At 46.9% G+C, this 21,389-nt stretch carries 13 protein-coding genes, 2 tRNA genes and 4 rRNA genes; 6 read left to right on the top strand and 13 right to left on the bottom strand.

Features of this window, described 5'->3' with window-relative positions; all coding sequences use genetic code 11:
• Nucleotides 1-122: 122 nt before the first annotated feature.
• From OO774_RS00845 to zntR, 8 genes are all read right to left on the bottom strand, one after another.
• Nucleotides 123-198 (bottom strand) — tRNA-Ala (locus OO774_RS00845).
• 45 nt (nt 199-243) lie between these two features.
• Nucleotides 244-320 (bottom strand) — tRNA-Ile (locus OO774_RS00840).
• Nucleotides 321-421: 101 nt separating this feature from the next.
• Nucleotides 422-1,974, bottom strand: a 16S ribosomal RNA gene (locus tag OO774_RS00835).
• 318 nt (nt 1,975-2,292) lie between these two features.
• Nucleotides 2,293-2,409 (bottom strand): 5S ribosomal RNA (gene rrf / locus OO774_RS00830).
• 110 nt (nt 2,410-2,519) lie between these two features.
• A 23S ribosomal RNA gene (locus tag OO774_RS00825) occupies nt 2,520-5,409 on the bottom strand.
• Nucleotides 5,410-5,756: 347 nt separating this feature from the next.
• Nucleotides 5,757-7,309, bottom strand: a 16S ribosomal RNA gene (locus tag OO774_RS00820).
• The 16S, 23S and 5S rRNA genes sit together here with 2 tRNA genes alongside, the layout of an rRNA operon.
• A 675-nt stretch (nt 7,310-7,984) precedes the next feature.
• Nucleotides 7,985-9,511, bottom strand: coding sequence for a lysine decarboxylation/transport transcriptional activator CadC (gene cadC, locus OO774_RS00815; protein ID WP_264903920.1), 1,527 nt, complete (start codon nt 9,509-9,511; stop codon nt 7,985-7,987).
• Between the two features lie 155 nt (nt 9,512-9,666).
• Entirely contained in the window at nt 9,667-10,065 is a 399-nt protein-coding gene (zntR, locus tag OO774_RS00810) for a Zn(2+)-responsive transcriptional regulator (protein ID WP_264903918.1), read from the bottom strand.
• Nucleotides 10,066-10,330: 265 nt separating this feature from the next.
• On the opposite strand from zntR, the gene purH reads away from it, so the two are divergent.
• Both purH and purD read left to right on the top strand, forming a co-directional pair.
• Nucleotides 10,331-11,923: a bifunctional phosphoribosylaminoimidazolecarboxamide formyltransferase/IMP cyclohydrolase gene (gene purH, locus OO774_RS00805; RefSeq protein WP_264903916.1), complete on the top strand. Its 1,593-nt coding sequence runs from the start codon at nt 10,331-10,333 to the stop codon at nt 11,921-11,923.
• Between the two features lie 128 nt (nt 11,924-12,051).
• Entirely contained in the window at nt 12,052-13,341 is a 1,290-nt protein-coding gene (gene purD, locus OO774_RS00800) for a phosphoribosylamine--glycine ligase (protein ID WP_264903915.1), read from the top strand.
• Between the two features lie 71 nt (nt 13,342-13,412).
• Here the strand turns inward: purD and OO774_RS00795 are convergent, their stop codons facing one another.
• Nucleotides 13,413-14,111 carry a DUF1481 domain-containing protein gene (locus OO774_RS00795; RefSeq protein ID WP_264903913.1) on the bottom strand — a complete coding sequence of 233 codons (699 nt, stop codon included), beginning with the start codon at nt 14,109-14,111 and terminating at the stop codon, nt 13,413-13,415.
• Nucleotides 14,112-14,150: 39 nt separating this feature from the next.
• Complete coding sequence (gene hupA, locus OO774_RS00790) at nt 14,151-14,423, bottom strand: nucleoid-associated protein HU-alpha (RefSeq protein ID WP_005433627.1); 273 nt, start codon at nt 14,421-14,423, stop codon at nt 14,151-14,153.
• 253 nt (nt 14,424-14,676) lie between these two features.
• Between hupA and OO774_RS00785 the strand changes: the two genes are divergently transcribed.
• A complete protein-coding gene (locus OO774_RS00785) occupies nt 14,677-15,813 on the top strand; it encodes a hemolysin family protein (protein WP_264903889.1) in 1,137 nt (378 codons plus the stop codon).
• A 68-nt stretch (nt 15,814-15,881) separates the two neighbouring features.
• Here the strand turns inward: OO774_RS00785 and OO774_RS00780 are convergent, their stop codons facing one another.
• Nucleotides 15,882-16,469 (bottom strand): DUF416 family protein, encoded by a 588-nt coding sequence (locus OO774_RS00780; protein WP_264903887.1) that lies wholly within the window; start codon nt 16,467-16,469, stop codon nt 15,882-15,884.
• Between the two features lie 66 nt (nt 16,470-16,535).
• Here OO774_RS00780 and OO774_RS00775 point away from each other — a divergent pair, with 66 nt between their 5' ends.
• Both OO774_RS00775 and OO774_RS00770 read left to right on the top strand, forming a co-directional pair.
• Nucleotides 16,536-17,459, top strand: coding sequence for a D-2-hydroxyacid dehydrogenase (locus OO774_RS00775; RefSeq protein WP_264903885.1), 924 nt, complete (start codon nt 16,536-16,538; stop codon nt 17,457-17,459).
• Between the two features lie 7 nt (nt 17,460-17,466).
• Nucleotides 17,467-18,039: a uracil-DNA glycosylase family protein gene (locus tag OO774_RS00770; protein WP_264903883.1), complete on the top strand. Its 573-nt coding sequence runs from the start codon at nt 17,467-17,469 to the stop codon at nt 18,037-18,039.
• A 485-nt stretch (nt 18,040-18,524) separates the two neighbouring features.
• Here the strand turns inward: OO774_RS00770 and hemE are convergent, their stop codons facing one another.
• Together hemE and nudC are read right to left on the bottom strand one after the other, a co-directional pair.
• On the bottom strand, nt 18,525-19,592 hold the full coding sequence (hemE, locus tag OO774_RS00765) for a uroporphyrinogen decarboxylase (protein ID WP_264903882.1): 1,068 nt from the start codon (nt 19,590-19,592) through the stop codon (nt 18,525-18,527).
• A gap of 251 nt (nt 19,593-19,843) precedes the next feature.
• Nucleotides 19,844-20,638, bottom strand: a complete 795-nt coding sequence (gene nudC / locus OO774_RS00760; protein ID WP_264903881.1) for an NAD(+) diphosphatase — start codon at nt 20,636-20,638, stop codon at nt 19,844-19,846.
• Nucleotides 20,639-20,816: 178 nt separating this feature from the next.
• Between nudC and OO774_RS00755 the strand changes: the two genes are divergently transcribed.
• Nucleotides 20,817-21,308, top strand: a complete 492-nt coding sequence (locus tag OO774_RS00755; RefSeq protein WP_014233281.1) for an Rsd/AlgQ family anti-sigma factor — start codon at nt 20,817-20,819, stop codon at nt 21,306-21,308.
• Nucleotides 21,309-21,389 lie beyond the last annotated feature (81 nt).

The raw sequence follows: 21,389 nt of genomic DNA, 5'->3' as shown, positions 1-21,389 counted from the left end.
ACAAACAAATCTTTATTTCTAAGAAACAAAGTTTGTTTTGTCAGCTTTCCAAATTGTTAAAGAGCTAATCACTTCAAAGAAGTAACCATTTTTAAAAGCACTATTGCTAATGCGCTTAAAGATGGTGGAGCTAAGCAGGATCGAACTGCTGACCTCCTGCGTGCAAGGCAGGCGCTCTCCCAGCTGAGCTATAGCCCCATCAAGGTGTGTCGATACTGTATGCCAACTCCTTGGGAAGGGAATTGGTGGGTCTGAGTGGACTCGAACCACCGACCTCTCGCTTATCAGGCGAACGCTCTAACCACCTGAGCTACAGACCCAGTATCGTCTCTTTTACATAAACCGTATCAATCTGTGTGGACACTCATCGTGACTCATTTGTCTTCACTTTTAAAAAGTGAAAGCAAACTGTCCATTCGTATAAGGAGGTGATCCAGCGCCAGGTTCCCCTAGCGCTACCTTGTTACGACTTCACCCCAGTCATGAACCACAAAGTGGTAAGCGTCCCCCCGAAGGTTAAACTACCTACTTCTTTTGCAGCCCACTCCCATGGTGTGACGGGCGGTGTGTACAAGGCCCGGGAACGTATTCACCGTGGCATTCTGATCCACGATTACTAGCGATTCCGACTTCATGGAGTCGAGTTGCAGACTCCAATCCGGACTACGACGCACTTTTTGGGATTCGCTCACTTTCGCAAGTTGGCCGCCCTCTGTATGCGCCATTGTAGCACGTGTGTAGCCCTACTCGTAAGGGCCATGATGACTTGACGTCGTCCCCACCTTCCTCCGGTTTATCACCGGCAGTCTCCCTGGAGTTCCCGACATTACTCGCTGGCAAACAAGGATAAGGGTTGCGCTCGTTGCGGGACTTAACCCAACATTTCACAACACGAGCTGACGACAGCCATGCAGCACCTGTCTCAGAGTTCCCGAAGGCACCAATCCATCTCTGGAAAGTTCTCTGGATGTCAAGAGTAGGTAAGGTTCTTCGCGTTGCATCGAATTAAACCACATGCTCCACCGCTTGTGCGGGCCCCCGTCAATTCATTTGAGTTTTAATCTTGCGACCGTACTCCCCAGGCGGTCTACTTAACGCGTTAGCTCCGAAAGCCACGGCTCAAGGCCACAACCTCCAAGTAGACATCGTTTACGGCGTGGACTACCAGGGTATCTAATCCTGTTTGCTCCCCACGCTTTCGCATCTGAGTGTCAGTATCTGTCCAGGGGGCCGCCTTCGCCACCGGTATTCCTTCAGATCTCTACGCATTTCACCGCTACACCTGAAATTCTACCCCCCTCTACAGTACTCTAGTCTGCCAGTTTCAAATGCTATTCCGAGGTTGAGCCCCGGGCTTTCACATCTGACTTAACAAACCACCTGCATGCGCTTTACGCCCAGTAATTCCGATTAACGCTCGCACCCTCCGTATTACCGCGGCTGCTGGCACGGAGTTAGCCGGTGCTTCTTCTGTCGCTAACGTCAAATAATGCATCTATTAAACACACTACCTTCCTCACGACTGAAAGTGCTTTACAACCCGAAGGCCTTCTTCACACACGCGGCATGGCTGCATCAGGCTTGCGCCCATTGTGCAATATTCCCCACTGCTGCCTCCCGTAGGAGTCTGGACCGTGTCTCAGTTCCAGTGTGGCTGATCATCCTCTCAGACCAGCTAGGGATCGTCGCCTTGGTGAGCCCTTACCTCACCAACTAGCTAATCCCACCTAGGCATATCCTGACGCGAGAGGCCCGAAGGTCCCCCTCTTTGGCCCGTAGGCATCATGCGGTATTAGCCATCGTTTCCAATGGTTATCCCCCACATCAGGGCAATTTCCTAGGCATTACTCACCCGTCCGCCGCTCGACGCCGTTATCGTTCCCCGAAGGTTCAGATAACTCGTTTCCGCTCGACTTGCATGTGTTAGGCCTGCCGCCAGCGTTCAATCTGAGCCATGATCAAACTCTTCAATTTAAGATTTTGTTCGGCTCAATGAATACTGAACATTACATAACGTAATGTTTGAATTGACTGTGCTGAATCCGAAGATTCAATGGTCACTTCGTATCATTGAAACCTAATTTGATACCGAGGTATCTAATTGGATTATCATCAACGAGTGCCCACACAGATTGATAGGTCTATATTGTTAAAGAGCTTGGCTTTCAGTGCCTTAGCACTTAAGCGAGGTGCGTATAATACGCTTTCCACTTTGAAAGTCAACATAAAATTCTAAAAAACTTTAGAACCCTATGGTGACTTGCTTAAATATTAAGCAAGTGCAAAATAAAAGCCTGGCGATGTCCTACTCTCACATGGGGAAACCCCACACTACCATCGGCGCTAATTCGTTTCACTTCTGAGTTCGGAATGGAAATCAGGTGGGTCCAAATCGCTATGGTCGCCAAGCAAATTCTTACTCTCTATTTCTAGAGAAAACTTGGAAAGCTGTTGTTAATTCTCGTTTTTACACATTCAATGTTCTTGCTTTGAGTCCATCAAAACCCCTTGGGTGTTGTATGGTTAAGCCTCACGGGCAATTAGTACAGGTTAGCTCAACGCCTCACAACGCTTACACACCCTGCCTATCAACGTCGTAGTCTACGACAACCCTTTAGGATACTTAAAGTATCAGGGAGAACTCATCTCAAGGCTCGCTTCCCGCTTAGATGCTTTCAGCGGTTATCGATCCCGAACTTAGCTACCGGGCAATGCGTCTGGCGACACAACCCGAACACCAGAGGTTCGTCCACTCCGGTCCTCTCGTACTAGGAGCAGCCCCTTTCAATTCTCCAACGCCCACGGCAGATAGGGACCGAACTGTCTCACGACGTTCTAAACCCAGCTCGCGTACCACTTTAAATGGCGAACAGCCATACCCTTGGGACCGACTTCAGCCCCAGGATGTGATGAGCCGACATCGAGGTGCCAAACACCGCCGTCGATATGAACTCTTGGGCGGTATCAGCCTGTTATCCCCGGAGTACCTTTTATCCGTTGAGCGATGGCCCTTCCATTCAGAACCACCGGATCACTATGACCTGCTTTCGCACCTGCTCGAATTGTCATTCTCGCAGTCAAGCGGGCTTATGCCATTGCACTAACCTCACGATGTCCAACCGTGATTAGCCCACCTTCGTGCTCCTCCGTTACGCTTTGGGAGGAGACCGCCCCAGTCAAACTACCCACCAGGCACTGTCCTCATCCCCGATGAGGGGACCAAGTTAGAACATCAACACTACAAGGGTGGTATTTCAAGGTCGGCTCCACCAACACTGGCGTGCTGGTTTCAAAGCCTCCCACCTATCCTACACATGTAGGGTCAATGTTCAGTGCCAAGCTGTAGTAAAGGTTCACGGGGTCTTTCCGTCTAGCCGCGGGTACACTGCATCTTCACAGCGATTTCAATTTCACTGAGTCTCGGGTGGAGACAGCGTGGCCATCATTACGCCATTCGTGCAGGTCGGAACTTACCCGACAAGGAATTTCGCTACCTTAGGACCGTTATAGTTACGGCCGCCGTTTACCGGGGCTTCGATCAAGAGCTTCGACCGAAGTCTAACCCCATCAATTAACCTTCCGGCACCGGGCAGGCGTCACACCGTATACGTCATCTTACGATTTTGCACAGTGCTGTGTTTTTAATAAACAGTTGCAGCCACCTGGTATCTGCGACTCTCAATAGCTCCATCCGCAAGGGACTTCACCGTCGAGAGCGTACCTTCTCCCGAAGTTACGGTACCATTTTGCCTAGTTCCTTCACCCGAGTTCTCTCAAGCGCCTTGGTATTCTCTACCCGACCACCTGTGTCGGTTTGGGGTACGATTCCTTACAATCTGAAGCTTAGAGGCTTTTCCTGGAAGCATGGCATCAATGACTTCACATCCGTAGATGCTCGACGTCGTGTCTCAGCCTTAAAGAGAGCCGGATTTACCTAACTCTCAAGCCTACGCACTTGAACCTGGACAACCGTCGCCAGGCCCACCTAGCCTTCTCCGTCCCCCCATCGCAATTGTAAGAAGTACGGGAATATTAACCCGTTTCCCATCGACTACGCCTTTCGGCCTCGCCTTAGGGGTCGACTTACCCTGCCCCGATTAACGTTGGACAGGAACCCTTGGTCTTCCGGCGAGGAGGTTTTTCACCCCCTTTATCGTTACTCATGTCAGCATTCGCACTTCTGATACGTCCAGCATGCGTTACCACACACCTTCAACCGCTTACAGAACGCTCCCCTACCCAATATACAAAAGTATATTGCCGCAGCTTCGGTTTACTACTTAGCCCCGTTACATCTTCCGCGCAGGCCGACTCGACCAGTGAGCTATTACGCTTTCTTTAAATGATGGCTGCTTCTAAGCCAACATCCTGGCTGTCTGAGCCTTCCCACATCGTTTCCCACTTAGTAGTAATTTGGGACCTTAGCTGGCGGTCTGGGTTGTTTCCCTCTCCACGACGGACGTTAGCACCCGCCGTGTGTCTCCCGGATAGTACTTACTGGTATTCGGAGTTTGCAAAGGGTTGGTAAGTCGGGATGACCCCCTAGCCTTAACAGTGCTCTACCCCCAGTAGTATTCGTCCGAGGCGCTACCTAAATAGCTTTCGGGGAGAACCAGCTATCTCCAGGTTTGATTGGCCTTTCACCCCTAGCCACAAGTCATCCGCTAATTTTTCAACATTAGTCGGTTCGGTCCTCCAATTGATGTTACTCAATCTTCAACCTGCCCATGGCTAGATCACCTGGTTTCGGGTCTATATCCAGAGACTGAACGCCCAGTTAAGACTCGGTTTCCCTACGGCTCCCCTAGATGGTTAACCTTGCCACTGAATATAAGTCGCTGACCCATTATACAAAAGGTACGCAGTCACACCACGAAGGTGCTCCTACTGCTTGTACGTACACGGTTTCAGGTTCTATTTCACTCCCCTCACAGGGGTTCTTTTCGCCTTTCCCTCACGGTACTGGTTCACTATCGGTCAGTCAGTAGTATTTAGCCTTGGAGGATGGTCCCCCCATATTCAGACAGGATATCACGTGTCCCGCCCTACTCGATTTCACTGAATATGCGTCGTCAGTTACGGGGCTATCACCCTGTATCGCCAAGCTTTCCAGCTTGTTCACCTAACGCCTATAAAGCTTAAGGGCTAGTCCAATTTCGCTCGCCGCTACTTTCGGAATCTCGGTTGATTTCTTTTCCTCGGGGTACTTAGATGTTTCAGTTCCCCCGGTTCGCCTCGTTATGCTATGTATTCACATAACGATACTTACTTATGTAAGTGGGTTTCCCCATTCGGAAATCCCAGACTCAAGTGGCTTTTACTGCCTAATCTGGGCTTATCGCAAGTTAATACGTCCTTCATCGCCTCTGACTGCCAAGGCATCCACCGTGTACGCTTAGTCACTTAACCATACAACCCGAAGGAGTTTCGAATTGCATTTTGTCTTCACTTTAAAAAGTGAAATCAAACGGTCAAACAACCAAAGTTGCTATCTCATTATTTGAATGAGCGAGATAGCTTTCGATTTTGCCGGACTCAAATATGTTTTGCTTTCGCAAAACCCAAGAACACTTGAATGTGTTTTTAGTTGTATTCAAATACATGAATACTTTGAGAACTTTACAAGTAATCTCCTATCTATTTAAAGACAAGGATTACTTTGTCAGCTTTCCAAATTGTTAAAGAGCTATGTTAGCTACAAGCTTGCGCTTGTGAACTATCAATCTGTGTGGACACTCATCACGATAATCATCGTATAAGGAGGTGATCCAGCGCCAGGTTCCCCTAGCGCTACCTTGTTACGACTTCACCCCAGTCATGAACCACAAAGTGGTAAGCGTCCCCCCGAAGGTTAAACTACCTACTTCTTTTGCAGCCCACTCCCATGGTGTGACGGGCGGTGTGTACAAGGCCCGGGAACGTATTCACCGTGGCATTCTGATCCACGATTACTAGCGATTCCGACTTCATGGAGTCGAGTTGCAGACTCCAATCCGGACTACGACGCACTTTTTGGGATTCGCTCACTTTCGCAAGTTGGCCGCCCTCTGTATGCGCCATTGTAGCACGTGTGTAGCCCTACTCGTAAGGGCCATGATGACTTGACGTCGTCCCCACCTTCCTCCGGTTTATCACCGGCAGTCTCCCTGGAGTTCCCGACATTACTCGCTGGCAAACAAGGATAAGGGTTGCGCTCGTTGCGGGACTTAACCCAACATTTCACAACACGAGCTGACGACAGCCATGCAGCACCTGTCTCAGAGTTCCCGAAGGCACCAATCCATCTCTGGAAAGTTCTCTGGATGTCAAGAGTAGGTAAGGTTCTTCGCGTTGCATCGAATTAAACCACATGCTCCACCGCTTGTGCGGGCCCCCGTCAATTCATTTGAGTTTTAATCTTGCGACCGTACTCCCCAGGCGGTCTACTTAACGCGTTAGCTCCGAAAGCCACGGCTCAAGGCCACAACCTCCAAGTAGACATCGTTTACGGCGTGGACTACCAGGGTATCTAATCCTGTTTGCTCCCCACGCTTTCGCATCTGAGTGTCAGTATCTGTCCAGGGGGCCGCCTTCGCCACCGGTATTCCTTCAGATCTCTACGCATTTCACCGCTACACCTGAAATTCTACCCCCCTCTACAGTACTCTAGTCTGCCAGTTTCAAATGCTATTCCGAGGTTGAGCCCCGGGCTTTCACATCTGACTTAACAAACCACCTGCATGCGCTTTACGCCCAGTAATTCCGATTAACGCTCGCACCCTCCGTATTACCGCGGCTGCTGGCACGGAGTTAGCCGGTGCTTCTTCTGTCGCTAACGTCAAATAATGCATCTATTAAACACACTACCTTCCTCACGACTGAAAGTGCTTTACAACCCGAAGGCCTTCTTCACACACGCGGCATGGCTGCATCAGGCTTGCGCCCATTGTGCAATATTCCCCACTGCTGCCTCCCGTAGGAGTCTGGACCGTGTCTCAGTTCCAGTGTGGCTGATCATCCTCTCAGACCAGCTAGGGATCGTCGCCTTGGTGAGCCCTTACCTCACCAACTAGCTAATCCCACCTAGGCATATCCTGACGCGAGAGGCCCGAAGGTCCCCCTCTTTGGCCCGTAGGCATCATGCGGTATTAGCCATCGTTTCCAATGGTTATCCCCCACATCAGGGCAATTTCCTAGGCATTACTCACCCGTCCGCCGCTCGACGCCGTTATCGTTCCCCGAAGGTTCAGATAACTCGTTTCCGCTCGACTTGCATGTGTTAGGCCTGCCGCCAGCGTTCAATCTGAGCCATGATCAAACTCTTCAATTTAAGATTTTGTTCGGCTCAATGAATACTGAACATTACATAACGTAATGTTTGAATTGACTGTGCTGAATCTTTCGATTCAATGGTCACTTCGTATCATTGAAACCTAATTTGATACCGAGGTATCTAATTGGATTATCATCAACGAGTGCCCACACAGATTGATAGGTTCTTATTTTTAAAGAGCTTTTCTAACTTACCCAGCAACTCAGTTGCTCGTCGTTAGGGGTGCGTATCTTACTCCGCACCGTGAGAGAGTCAAGCATTTTTTCAAATTTCTTTTTCTCTCATTTCCGACTCGCTGTGTGACTTTCGTCTCACTCCGTGTCGGTGGATGCGCAGTATAGGGAGTTAAGAAATTAGCACAAGCGTTTTTTGCAAAAAAACTTTCAACCGAACAAACAACAAACACTTTGTGCAAATAAAGAACGATTTAGTCTATTTTTCTTGGATCAAACGGATCTTTTCTGCAGATAAAGGCCATCGCTTCGTAGAAAAAGCGCTAACATTTTCCTCTTCGATTACGCCTCTATCACTTATTTTTTCAATATCACCGTGCGTTTTTGCCATTTAGTATTAATCACGGTTACTGAAAGGCATATCTTCTGTAGAAATTGTGCAGATATAAAAAGCCCCTCACCAATGTGAAGGGCTTATACAATGAATAGAATTCGTTTATTAACTTTCATTCACGGCTAGCGAATTGTTTTGATGCGTGATGTCTTCCATCGTCACATCACTTTTAAACACTAACAACTTACACAATAGGTGAGTCTTAAGAGACATATCTATATAGAGGGCTTTGCGATAGAACTTGCCCGCAGCCTCTATATCTTGCTCCAACTCAGCATGTTTGCCGAGAATAACATTGGCAAGCACGGAATCACGCAACTTAAGAGCTTGCGCTAGATACTGCTTTGCCTTCGCTAAATCACCAGTGACTGTTTCATGTAGAGCGAGCGCTTCATAAATGCGAGGCTGAATTTGACCAATAGTCATTTTTGCCCCTACTTCCAATGCCTCATGGAGTGCTTGTGTCTGTCTCTTTTTCTGAGCTTGTTCAGGGTACAGTGCTTTTTGTACATAGTAGGCAATCAACAACTCAGCTTGGACATAAGCATTGTGTGGTTCAATGTCTAAAACGTTTTCCATGAGATCAATACCATGCTGATACTGTTCAGCATCCGAAATGTTTAAATAATGATGCGCTTGAATAAACAGTTTTAGTGCCTTGGGCGTCATGGGAAGCCCAGCCACCAGCATCGTTGATTCCAGTTTAGCGTTGGGCACATTCAGTATCGTCATCATCCCCAGCGACGCTTGCTGTAAAACCGTCTTTAAATCACGGTCCGCCAAAGTATATAAACGACGAAATAACGCTTTATCCGATAAACTGGTTCGATACTCGATTTCTAATAACCGGGCTACATCACTTTGCCTTATTTTCACCACCACAGATTTGCCCGGTTCCGCACTGCCATTAAAGGACGAGCTCTTCTGCATCACGCGATAGTCACTGACCTGAGCCACATCCGACATTAACTTTTTGGTGATACCGTCGGCTAGGTCATGGCTAATACCTGTATGACTGACGTTGTTGTGGAGCTTGAATTCAATCAGATGTATGTCGTTGTTTGGGTTATTACTGGCTTCTGGCTGCTTGAAGGTAGACGTGATTATCATCGCAACCACAATACCAATCAAAGTAAAGCTAAAAAATCCCTTACGTCGATAGCGTTGTTGATGCTTTAGTTTATTTGACCCACCAACAGAATCTGAGTCAGTGGAACGTTGTGCCTGAGAATCGTTTGAGTGGCAACGCTCGGCTTCTCCAGTTACGGAAGGCAGGTCCTCATGACTAACGCGCATAAACTCTTTTGGCGTTAAGCGTGTGACTTCAGCGACGAGTTTATACCCTCGCTTGGGCACTGTGATGACATAGCTGGGGTTATCTTCACGGCTATCACGCAATAACTTACGCAGCTCAGAGATAGACTGAGTCACCACTTGGTCGGTGACAGCCGCCCTATCCCAAACTGACTGTATTAACTCTTTGCGTGTGAAAACTTGGTTCGCGTTGTTAGCAAAGAAATATAGAAGGTTACTTAATCGCGGTTCGACGGAGGTTTCTCTACCTTTTCGGTAAAGCTTATTTTCACCAACGTCCAGCGTCCAATCGTTGATTTGAAAATAGACTCCAACCATGTAATTACACTCTCTCATCTACCAGGTAAAGCAGCAGAAAGACAGGACACCATCTCTTACCGCAAATAAAGATGAGGGATTATAGGGTGGAGAGCGGCTGGTTCCTAGTAAACCATCCCATCCAGATACAATCCTGGGCATAATAAAAAATCTGACTACTCCAGAGCAGCTAAGATAGAGCAGTGACTCGCATCGTCATCCACATGACCGCAGCAGGCGTCATTAATCTTCTTGAGCGCTCGGCGAATTTTAGTCAGTTCATTAATTTTTTCATCCACCAGCTCCAACTTGGCAGTAGTAATAGCCTTAACCTCAGCGCAACTGTGTTCTGTTGCTTCTAGTTTGATTTCCAGCAGATCTCTAATCTCACACAAACTTAAGCCAAGCTCTTTTGCTTTGAGGATAAATCGAACCTGCTTTTGATTCTCTTCATTATAGAGACGATAGCCTGACTCACTTCGTTCTGCTGGTTTGATTAGTCCATTTTTTTCGTAGAATCGTAATGTATCGGCAGTCACACCACAGCGTTTCGCCAGTTCACCTATATGAAACATAACTGTCCTTATTAACTATCTCGTTACTTTTAAAGTTAAAGATCGACTTTTTCCCAATTATTTTTGAGATGCCAAACGATTGCGCGAGCTTTTTTGTAATAAATTGGTTAGAATACGCGCCATCAAATAGTGGAGACTGTTTTCTGATTGGAAAACACCTCGAAAGGTCTTTACCAAAACTGGCCAATATTTTATCCCAAGAGGTAAAAACAAGTTCATTTTTGGCAAACATCTTTAACTCCGTGAATTTGAGGAAAATGGAAGCATGAACAACGCTCGTCCTATTCGCCGCGCGCTAATCAGCGTATCAGACAAAACAGGTATTGTTGAGTTTGCACAAGCTCTGGCTGAACGTGGTGTCGATATCCTATCTACTGGTGGTACAGCTCGCCTACTTGCTGAGCAAGGTATCGCAGTAACAGAAGTCTCTGACTACACTGGTTTCCCAGAAATGATGGACGGTCGCGTAAAAACGCTTCACCCGAAAGTTCACGGTGGCGTATTAGGCCGTCGCGGTCAGGACGATGAAGTAATGGCGCAGCACGGCATCAATCCAATCGACATGGTTGTCGTTAACCTATACCCATTCGCAGAAACTGTTGCTAAAGACGGCTGTACTCTAGAAGACGCTGTTGAGAACATCGATATCGGTGGCCCAACAATGGTTCGCTCTGCAGCGAAAAACCATAAAGACGTAACTATCGTTGTAAACGCTTCAGATTACGATCGCGTAGTCGCTGAAATGGATGCAAACGACAAATCGCTAACGTTGGAAACGCGCTTCGACCTTGCTATCGCTGCATTTGAGCATACTGCTTCTTACGACGGCATGATCGCAAACTACTTCGGCACTATGGTTCCATCTTACGGTGAGAACAAAGAAGGTGATGAAGAATCGAAATTCCCACGCACTTTCAACCAGCAGTTCGAGAAGAAACAAGATATGCGCTACGGTGAGAACAGCCACCAAGCAGCAGCATTCTATGTTGAAGCAAATCCAGAAGAAGCATCTGTTTCTACTGCTCACCAAATCCAAGGTAAAGCACTTTCTTACAACAACATCGCTGACACTGATGCAGCGCTTGAGTGTGTGAAAGAGTTCGACGAGCCAGCATGTGTGATCGTGAAACACGCAAACCCATGTGGTGTAGCGCTAGGTAAAGACATCCTAGAAGCGTACAACCGCGCTTACCAAACGGATCCAACATCAGCATTCGGCGGCATCATCGCATTCAACAAAGAGCTAGACGCAGAAACTGCTACAGCGATTGTTGAACGTCAATTCGTTGAAGTCATTATCGCACCTTCAGTATCAGCGGAAGCTATCGAAGTAGTTGCTGCGAAGAAAAACGTTCGCCTTCTTGAGTGCGGAGAGTGGACAACCAAGACAACTGGCTTTGATGTTAAACGCGTTAACGGCGGCCTGCTGGTTCAAGACCGTGACCAAGGCATGGTAAGCCTGGATGACCTTAAAGTGGTATCTAAGCGTCAGCCAACAGAAGAAGAGTTAAAAGACGCGCTATTCTGCTGGAAAGTAGCGAAATTCGTGAAATCAAACGCGATCGTTTACGCAAAAGGTGACATGACTATCGGTGTAGGCGCTGGCCAAATGAGCCGTGTTTACTCTGCAAAAATCGCTGGCATTAAAGCAGCCGATGAAGGTCTGAAAGTTGCTGGTAGCGTAATGGCATCAGACGCATTCTTCCCATTCCGTGATGGTATTGATGCGGCAGCAGAAGCTGGCATCAAATGTGTGATTCAACCAGGTGGCTCTATGCGTGATGACGAAGTTATTGCAGCAGCAGATGAGCACGGTATGGCGATGATCTTCACTGGTATGCGTCACTTCCGTCACTAATTTAAAATACAGAATACAGAGCGGGCGCAACGCGCCCTTCGAGAATACAGAATGGATGATTGCTGTTCTGTGTTCTGTAAGCGAAGCGTTCTGTATTCTTATCACCACCGTGATAAAAAGGATTAAAAATGAATGTATTAATTATCGGTGCCGGCGGTCGTGAACACGCACTGGGTTGGAAAGCCGCTCAGAACCCAAATGTTGAAACGGTATTTGTTGCCCCTGGTAACGCGGGTACTGCACTCGAACCAAAACTGAAAAACGTCAACATCGGCGTAGAAGACACGGCAGCACTGGTTGCATTTGCACAAGAAAATGCAATTGAGCTGACTATCGTTGGCCCTGAAGCACCACTTGTGATTGGTGTCGTCGATGCGTTTAATGAAGCTGGCCTACCGATTTTTGGCCCAACTCAAGCTGCTGCTCAGCTTGAAGGCTCAAAAGCGTTCACCAAAGACTTTCTTGCACGCCATAAAATCCCAACAGGCTCTTACGCTAATTTCACCGAGATTGAGCCTGCATTGGCTTACGTTCGTGAGCAAGGCGCACCAATCGTGGTGAAAGCTGACGGCCTTGCTGCAGGTAAAGGTGTTATCGTCGCAATGACGCTAGGCGAAGCGGAAGACGCAATCAAAGACATGCTTGCTGGTAACGCTTTCGGTGACGCTGGTAGCCGTGTGGTTATTGAAGAATTCCTGGATGGCGAAGAAGCAAGCTTCATCGTAATGGTAGATGGCGAGAACGTCCTACCAATGGCCACCAGCCAAGACCACAAACGCGTAGGCGATAAAGATACTGGTCCTAACACAGGTGGTATGGGAGCTTACTCTCCAGCACCAGTGGTTACAGCAGAAATTCACAATCGCATCATGGACGAAGTGATTTACCCAACCGTTCGCGGTATGGCAGCAGAAGGTAACCCATACACAGGTTTCCTATATGCGGGTCTAATGATCGATAAAGACGGCACGCCAAAAGTGATCGAATATAACTGTCGATTCGGCGATCCAGAAACTCAGCCAATTATGATGCGCATGCAATCAGATTTAGTTGAGCTTTGTCTGGCTGCTGTCGACAAGAAACTGGATCAAGTGGAATCGAAATGGGATCCACGCGCGTCTATCGGTGTTGTTCTTGCTGCAGGTGGTTACCCAGCGGCGTACAACAAAGGTGATGTGATTTCAGGCCTACCTCAGAGCGAAGTTGAAGGCGAGAAAGTCTTCCACGCGGGTACTGAGAACAAAGACGGCGATGTTGTGACAAATGGTGGTCGCGTACTATGTGCTACAGCGCTTGGCCACAGCGTTTCAGAAGCTCAGCAACGAGCGTATGAGCTAGCGAAGCAAATCAGCTGGGATGGCATGTTCCATCGTAATGATATTGGCTACCGTGCTATCGCACGTGAGCAAGCAAAATAAAAACAACATCAGTTGGCTATAAATAACAAGGCGCGTAAAGCGCCTTTTTTTATTATTCAAAGCAAGGCCGGTTATTCAGCAATGAGTTTAGGTCGCAGAACGCAGTCAAAATCGTCCTCTTTAAGCAACAGTAATTCATCAATCGTCACTTTATTACGAGACTCTTTACCAATAAAGGCAATGTAATTATCAACGGATGCTAATCGGTCAATGACAAACCTCGGCAACGTTTGATTAAATTCGAGTGTCGCAAACGCCTTACCATCGCAAGTTTCCAATAACTCACCATTCCAGTAGCCTTGAATCAGGCTTTGTCCATTCCGAGAGCTTTCTTTGACCGAGACAACGACATCGTTCGCTTCTTGCTTAAAACGCTCTAATTGAGCATGCTGCAATGGCAGGACTTTGTTACTAACTCGATATTGCTGATAAACCGCTTCACCATCTTTATTGAATCGGATGTGGATTTGGAAAGGTACCATACCCAACTTGGCATCAATCTGGTCACCCTTTCGAGTCAACTCCCGTAATTCCCCGTCATCCCAGCGATAATCACTTTGGTACCAACCGTAATCACCCGCTGTTACATAGTCTGCTGCTGTACTGACGCGGGTAAGTCGTTCCGTCACCCAATATAAACTGCTTGCATCACCTTCGGTTTTGCCACCAGTGAAATGAGTAAATTGTTCTAGATTGGGAGTTTCAACAGATGAGCAGCCAACAAGAGAAAGGCTAGTAAGGAGAAGTGAAGTGAAGAGCTGTTTTTTCATAAAGTTGCACCGAGGCAGGATACCTCGGTGCATTCTAACTTAGTTTACTGATTCTTTCAGTGCTTTACCTGCTACGAATGCAGGAACATTAGCCGCTGCGATTTGAATCTCATCGCCAGTCTTAGGGTTACGGCCAGTACGTGCAGCACGGTGGTTTACTTTGAATGTACCAAAACCAATTAGTTGAACTTGGTCACCCTCTTTCAGTGCGCCAGTTACACCTTCAAGAGTCGCTTCAAGAGCAGCCTTTGCTTGTGCTTTTGATAGGTCTGCTTTCTCTGCGATAAAGTCGATTAATTGGGTCTTGTTCATTAGGTTTCCCTTCTTATAGGTTATCGAATTCGTCTCACTCTAAAACATAAATGCCCCATCTGGCAAAGGTTTGTAGGTGAACTTTCGATTTTATGACGTACTTTTAGCCATAATATGAGTATTAACTCACAATTTGTTACCACATAAGGTCCGAATCCCCTTGCTTTCCAACGTATTTGGCGCAATTTATACCCCACATACGCGGCTATAATGGCTGCAAACAACGACTATCTAATTACTTTCAAGGGCAACTATGCTGCTGTTATCCATTTATATCTCTATTGCTATCGGCATTTCATTTATCTGTTCGGTACTGGAGGCAGTATTACTAAGTATCAGTCCAAGCTACATCGCACAGCTCAATCAACAGGGGCACCCTGCTGCTGGACAGCTTTCTAAACTCAAATCAGACATCGACCGCCCGTTAGCTTCGATTCTGACGCTTAACACCATCGCACATACCATTGGTGCGGCAACCGCGGGGGCACAAGCCGCCGTGGTATTCGGTAGTGAAGCGCTGGGTATTTTCTCTGCGGTACTGACCTTGGCTATCTTGGTCCTGTCTGAAATCGTACCAAAGACGATTGGTGCGACTTACTGGCGTCAGCTTGCCCCTACCGCTGCGGTCGCTTTACGTTGGATGGTATGGGCTTTAACACCATTCGTTTGGTTCTCTGAGCAAATTACCAAACGTCTATCTCGCAATCACGTCGCGCCTAAGATGCGTGATGAGTTATCAGCAATGGCAATTCTTGCTCGTGAAAGCGGCGAGTTCGCAGAAGGTGAATCAAAAATTCTGAGTAACCTATTGGGTATTCAAGATGTTCCCGTCACTCAGGTTATGACGCCTCGTCCGGTGGTATTCCGCGTCAACGCAACCAAGACCATCGATCAGTTTTTAGATAAACACAAAGATACGCCTTTCTCTCGTCCGTTGATTTATAGCGAACAGAAAGACAACATTATCGGCTTTGTACACCGTTTAGAGCTGTTTAAACTGCAACAATCTGGTTGTGGTCAGAAACAACTTGGAGCGGTGATGCGTCCAATTCAAGTGGTACTGAACAACACAACGCTACCTAAAGTGTTTGATCAGATGATGACTCACCGCCTGCAGCTTGCACTCGTGGTTGATGAATACGGCACGGTACAAGGCTTGGTGACGCTGGAAGATATCTTTGAGCACCTCGTAGGCGAAGAGATCATCGATGAAGCAGACAAGAGCACAGACATGCAAGAACTGGCGTTCCAGCGTTGGGAAAGCTGGAAAGAGAAGCACGGTGTGATAGAAAGCCGCGATGACGAGGAGGAAGAAGGTCTGGAGAGTCAAGAACCTCAGGCTGAATCATCTAAAACTGTAAAATCAGACACCAAATCAGACACCAAATAGTCTTAATCTAGGAATACATACAGCAAAAAGGCATCCAATCGGATGCCTTTTTCATATTCATTGGAAAGTTATAGCGCAATACCAATATTGCTTACACCTTCTTCTCGCAACTCTTCACGCAGATCTTTTATCAAATTGATATCACGCTCGGTAGTTTCACGTAGTGGACGGAAAATGGCCCACTGAACATCCCACTCTTCGCACACTGCCTGGTTTTCTTTTTGATTGTCATTCGTGATTGGCTCGCTCCCTTGAGCTTGCTCAAGATCCGCAACGGTTTGTACCGACTGTTGGCTCACTTTAATCATTGAGTCAAAAAGGTAGTCGCGATCCAACAGACCATGCAGCAATGTAGACAGAGCCTGACACGCATCCATTGCTGGGTATACGCCGTAAAAATCAAACTCATCAGAACTCGGGAATAGCTCTTCCAGTTTTTCTAGCTGACGCTCAAAGTTCACTTTCGCGCTCTTAACTGTCAGAATTTCCCATACACTATCAAGAATCGCTCGGTAAGCGCGCGGCTCCGCAAATTCTGTATTCTCGCAAAACATCGCGTAGTTTGGATACATGCGCTCGCACAGACACGCCATAAAGGTAATTTGTTGCCAAGGTTCTAGTTTTTCCAAACGAACCTGAAGAGGATTCTTAAGCATAGTCACTCAATCATTGAAGAAAAAAACAGCGAAAGTGTACTTGATTCATCACAGGGAAAAAAGTTAATGCCGCAACCAAATAAGATTTTCCTGCTCTCAGAGCATCAAAGCACCTATCAAACATTATTGGCAGAGAAAAACCTGCCCGATCTTAGCGTTACGGATGATCCGAACGACGCTCAGATTGTTCTGGCTGATCCGCCTCTGCTATCACAAAGGTTAGACGAGTTTTCACAACTTGACTGGGTACAATCTACCTTTGCGGGAGTGAACACCTTAATGCAGCAGGATTTGCGTCGCGATTATACCCTGACGAATGTGCGAGGGATCTTTGGCTCACTTATTGCGGAATATGTCATTGGTTACTGTATCGCCCACTATCGCCACTTTAGCCTTTACCACCAGCAGCAACAGAATCGGCTATGGCAGCCTCACCTCTATACTTCTCTGCAAAGTAAAAAGATGGTCATTCTCGGCACCGGCAGCATAGGCAGTTACTTAGCAAAAACGGTTCGAGCCATGGGAATAGAGACTATCGGTGTTAATCGCACTGGCATTCCAACGTCAGGTGGGGAATTTAACCAGACTTTTCATATCAATGAACTTACGAGCGCCCTCAAGCAAGCAGACATCGTCGTCAACACCTTGCCAAGCACACCCGAGACCCTTTACCTGCTTAATAGCGAAACACTCAGTCATCTAAACCGAGCCATACTGATTAATGTCGGACGCGGAGATGTGCTCGAGGACAAGGGACTCCTACTTGCAATTAAAAATCACTGGATAGAGCACGCGATTCTGGATGTTTTTGAGCAAGAGCCACTTCCTAAGGAGCATCCTTTCTGGAGATTACCGCAAATTACACTCACACCGCACATTGCCGCTCTCAGCTTCCCTGAGCAAGTGGTGGAGATATTTGCCGAGAATTACCTAAACTGGCGAGATGGATTCACACTCAACTACCAAGTCGATTTCGATAAAGGATATTAAATCGTTCATGTCACTAGACGCACTACTGAAGCAAGTTAGAGCCTGTCAGCTTTGCGCCAGCGATTTACCGCTAGGCGCAAATCCGGTCGTACAAGCAGCGAAAGAAGCCCGACTACTGATAATTGGCCAGGCGCCCGGTACTCGGGTCCACAACACATCCATTCCGTGGAATGACCCTAGTGGTGACCGGCTACGCCAGTGGCTGGATATGGATAAAGACACCTTCTACGACCCGACCAAAGTTGCCATTATTCCGATGGGATTTTGTTATCCGGGTAAGGGGCGTTCTGGGGACCTGCCTCCACGTAAAGAATGCGCACCTGCCTGGCATCAAAAGCTGCTGCAACAACTACCAAATATCGAACTGACATTACTTATTGGCCAATATTCACAGAACTACTACCTGCCCAATAAGCCCAAAACACTGACCGAAACCGTCCAACATTGGCAGGACTGGGAACCGGACTTTATCCCTCTTCCTCACCCTTCACCACGCAATACGTTATGGCTTAAAAAGAACCCATGGTTTGAGGCAGACGTCGTTCCTTACCTGCAAAGTCGCATTCATTCGATGCTTTAGGTTACCTATGATCTAAATACTCTCTTCGCTGTACAGAGTAATAAACCACAAACAACCTAAAAGAATAAATGACTGTTTTAATTACCAATAAATTATTACGTACAGCGTTACCAGTAATTAGATCATAGTAGGCTAAATACTATAATGGCTGTACATATACCCAAATGACTTCAAGATGCAGGATTCAGAGCGTTGTCACTGACTCGAGTTCAAGAAAAATAACGCAGAGGAATAGACAGCTATTTTCAAGTGATTTGACGCTGAAATCGTGTCAGTGACACGCTCCCGAAGGGCGAGTTGTCTTGGATCACAGCCTTTGTTAACGATTTTTGATTTAGAGCCACTAGATCATCAAATCGTTGCCGCGTCTGTGCACCAATCCATTCTCGCTGAACCTAGCATCTCGAGGTTATTTGGGTATAAATAAACTTCAGACAAAAAAATACCGGCAATAGATGCCGGTATTGAATTGCGAAAAATCGAGATTATTTGTGGTATGGCTTTGATAACTCATGCACCGCTTCGACAAATACGCCTGCGTTTTCTGGCGGAACATCGAGGTGGATACCGTGACCAAGGTTGAATACATGACCAGTACCAGTATCACCAAAACCTTCCAGAATATCCGCGACTTCTTCACGGATACGCTCTGGTGAAGCGTAAAGCATTGATGGATCCATATTACCCTGCAACGCGACTTTGTCACCGATACGTGCTTTTGCGTCTGCGATGTTGATTGTCCAGTCCAGGCCAACTGCATCACAGCCTGTTGCTGCGATTTGCTCTAGCCACATGCCGCCATTCTTAGTGAATAGCGTTACTGGTACGCGACGACCGTCGTTTTCACGAATTAGACCATCAACGATCTTGTGCATGTATTGCAGTGAGAACAAGTTGTAGTCACGAGGAGTCAGTACACCACCCCATGTGTCAAATACCATCACCGATTGCGCACCCGCTTTAATTTGCGCATTCAAGTACTCAATGACGCTGTCGGCAAGCTTATCAAGCAATAGATGCAGTGTCTGTGGCTCCGCGTACATCATCTTCTTGATCTTAGTGAACGCTTTTGAGCTACTACCCTCAACCATGTAAGTCGCGAGTGTCCAAGGGCTGCCAGAGAAACCAATCAGTGGCACTTCACCCTTTAGGTCTTTACGGATCTGACGCACTGCGTTCATCACGTATTGCAGCTCACCTTCTGGATCGGGAAGGCCAATTTTTTCCACGTCTGCTTTGCAAGTGATTGGGTTGTCAAACACTGGGCCTTCACCCGCTGCAAAGCGCAGACCAAGTCCCATTGCATCAGGGATAGTCAGGATGTCTGAGAACAAGATTGCTGCATCAAGAGGAAAACGGCGTAGAGGTTGAAGCGTTACTTCAGACGCCAGCTCCGCGTTTTTACACAAAGACATGAAATCGCCCGCTTGTGCACGTGTTGCTTTGTATTCTGGTAGGTAACGACCTGCCTGACGCATCATCCATACTGGCGTGTAATCTACAGGCTCTTTCAGTAGAGCACGCAGATAACGATCATTTTTTAATTCAGTCATTCCGTAATTCCAATTGTTAGGCTTTCTTTTAAAGGGCGTATTCTAACACTGATTTAAGGCCAATAGCTGTGTGCTTTGCAACCTGGATCATGTTATTAACTTTTAAATCAACGCTTAATTTGCGCCCAATCCGTATCAGTGTTAAAAATTTGTTCGCTAGCGAAAACTACAATTATAAACTGAGTACCTAGTACTCAGCATCTCATAACGACATCTTACTTACCCCCTCCCTCTCGGAGGGTTTTTTTTATCTACTTGCCCAAGTGATTAGCTTTAATATCTTGCAGGGTTTGCTCTATAAGTGCTCGGGCAATCGTGCCTTTTGGAGCGACATCTGGCATCTCATCAGCATTAAACCACTGAGCATCTGACAATTCTGTATAATCGGGGCTTAATTCCCCAGACTCATAGTCTGCTAAGAAAGCCATCATCATGCTGGATGGAAACGCCCAAGGCTGACTGCCGAAGTAACGAATATTTTTTACGTATACACCGGTTTCTTCGTGTATTTCACGCGCAACACACTCTTCTAGCGTCTCTCCGACCTCCAGAAAGCCCGCTATGACGGTATACATACCGTTTCGATGTCTTGGGTGCTGCGCCAGTAGAATCTGCTTCTCTTTACGTACAGCGACGATAATGCATGGGAAGATACGTGGGTAGTGTAGCGTTCTACATTCGCCACATTGCATAGCTAGCTGATTATTATTGATGAAGTTCCGACCACCACATTGAGGACAAAAACGTAAACTTTGCGTCATGTGTCCATACTGAATAGCCTTACTTAGCAGCAAAAAGAGCGTTTCAGGAAAATGCAGGCAATCTCGCAATGAAGTCATCGGTAAATCTTGTTCTAGATCGGCTAGGTTTACCCACATAACCGGATGCTGTTGATACTCACCAATTTTTCTTGCACCAACTTCCGGCAACGCGAACTGTTCCGCAGAGCCAAAAGGAACAGCACCATCCACCAGCCAAATTTCACTTCCTGAAACAACACACCAATGCGCATTTTCTACGCGCTTAACATCACCTTTTCTTAACATGACACCCTCCCTTTGCTTGAAGTTCAACCATTTTACTGGCAATCTAATTTCATACTAGAGTTTATCGTTAGGTAAATATGAAACTATAAATTTTAGTAAGGACAAGAGTTTGTAATAACTTTACTAACTTTGCTATGCAAAGGATACGTTTGCCAAATGGCGAACCGATCATGAGGGCATGGTCATGCTAAAAAAATTCAAACAAACACAAGACCAGTGGGGTGGCTCCAGTGATGTCATTGATCACTGGTTAGAAACGAGACAATCGCTGATCGTTGAATACTGTAAGCTTGCAGCGCTGCAACCTTGTTCGAAAACTAACGTGATTGAACTTCCTACCCCTTCCGAGTTGCAAAACTTCTGCCAACATCTGGTCGACTATATCTCTGAAGGCCATTTCAAAATTTACGATATGGTCATGGATCGCTGGAAATCGACCGGCTTTATCGTGACAGACGAAATCAATCAGACGTACGGAAAAATCGTCATTACGACGGAGCCACTGCTGAACTTTAACGATAAATACTCTGAAGTCACAGAAGATGATGAGTTGCCTGACTTCAATTCAGACATGTCGCTCGTTGGAGAGATTCTCGAGACTCGTTTCGAAGTAGAAGATCAATTGATTCAACAGATCTCTGATAGTTTAGCTATGCCACCAGGGGCTTAAACGAACTCTGGCGAATCTATAGCAGAAGGGTTGATGTGAAAACATCAGCCCTTTTTAGATATTAAAAATTATACCAATCTG

Source organism: Vibrio sp. STUT-A11 (assembly GCF_026000435.1).
Lineage (GTDB): Bacteria > Pseudomonadota > Gammaproteobacteria > Enterobacterales > Vibrionaceae > Vibrio.
Note: the sequence above shows the minus strand (reverse complement) of the source record. Positions and strands in the feature narration are given on the sequence as shown.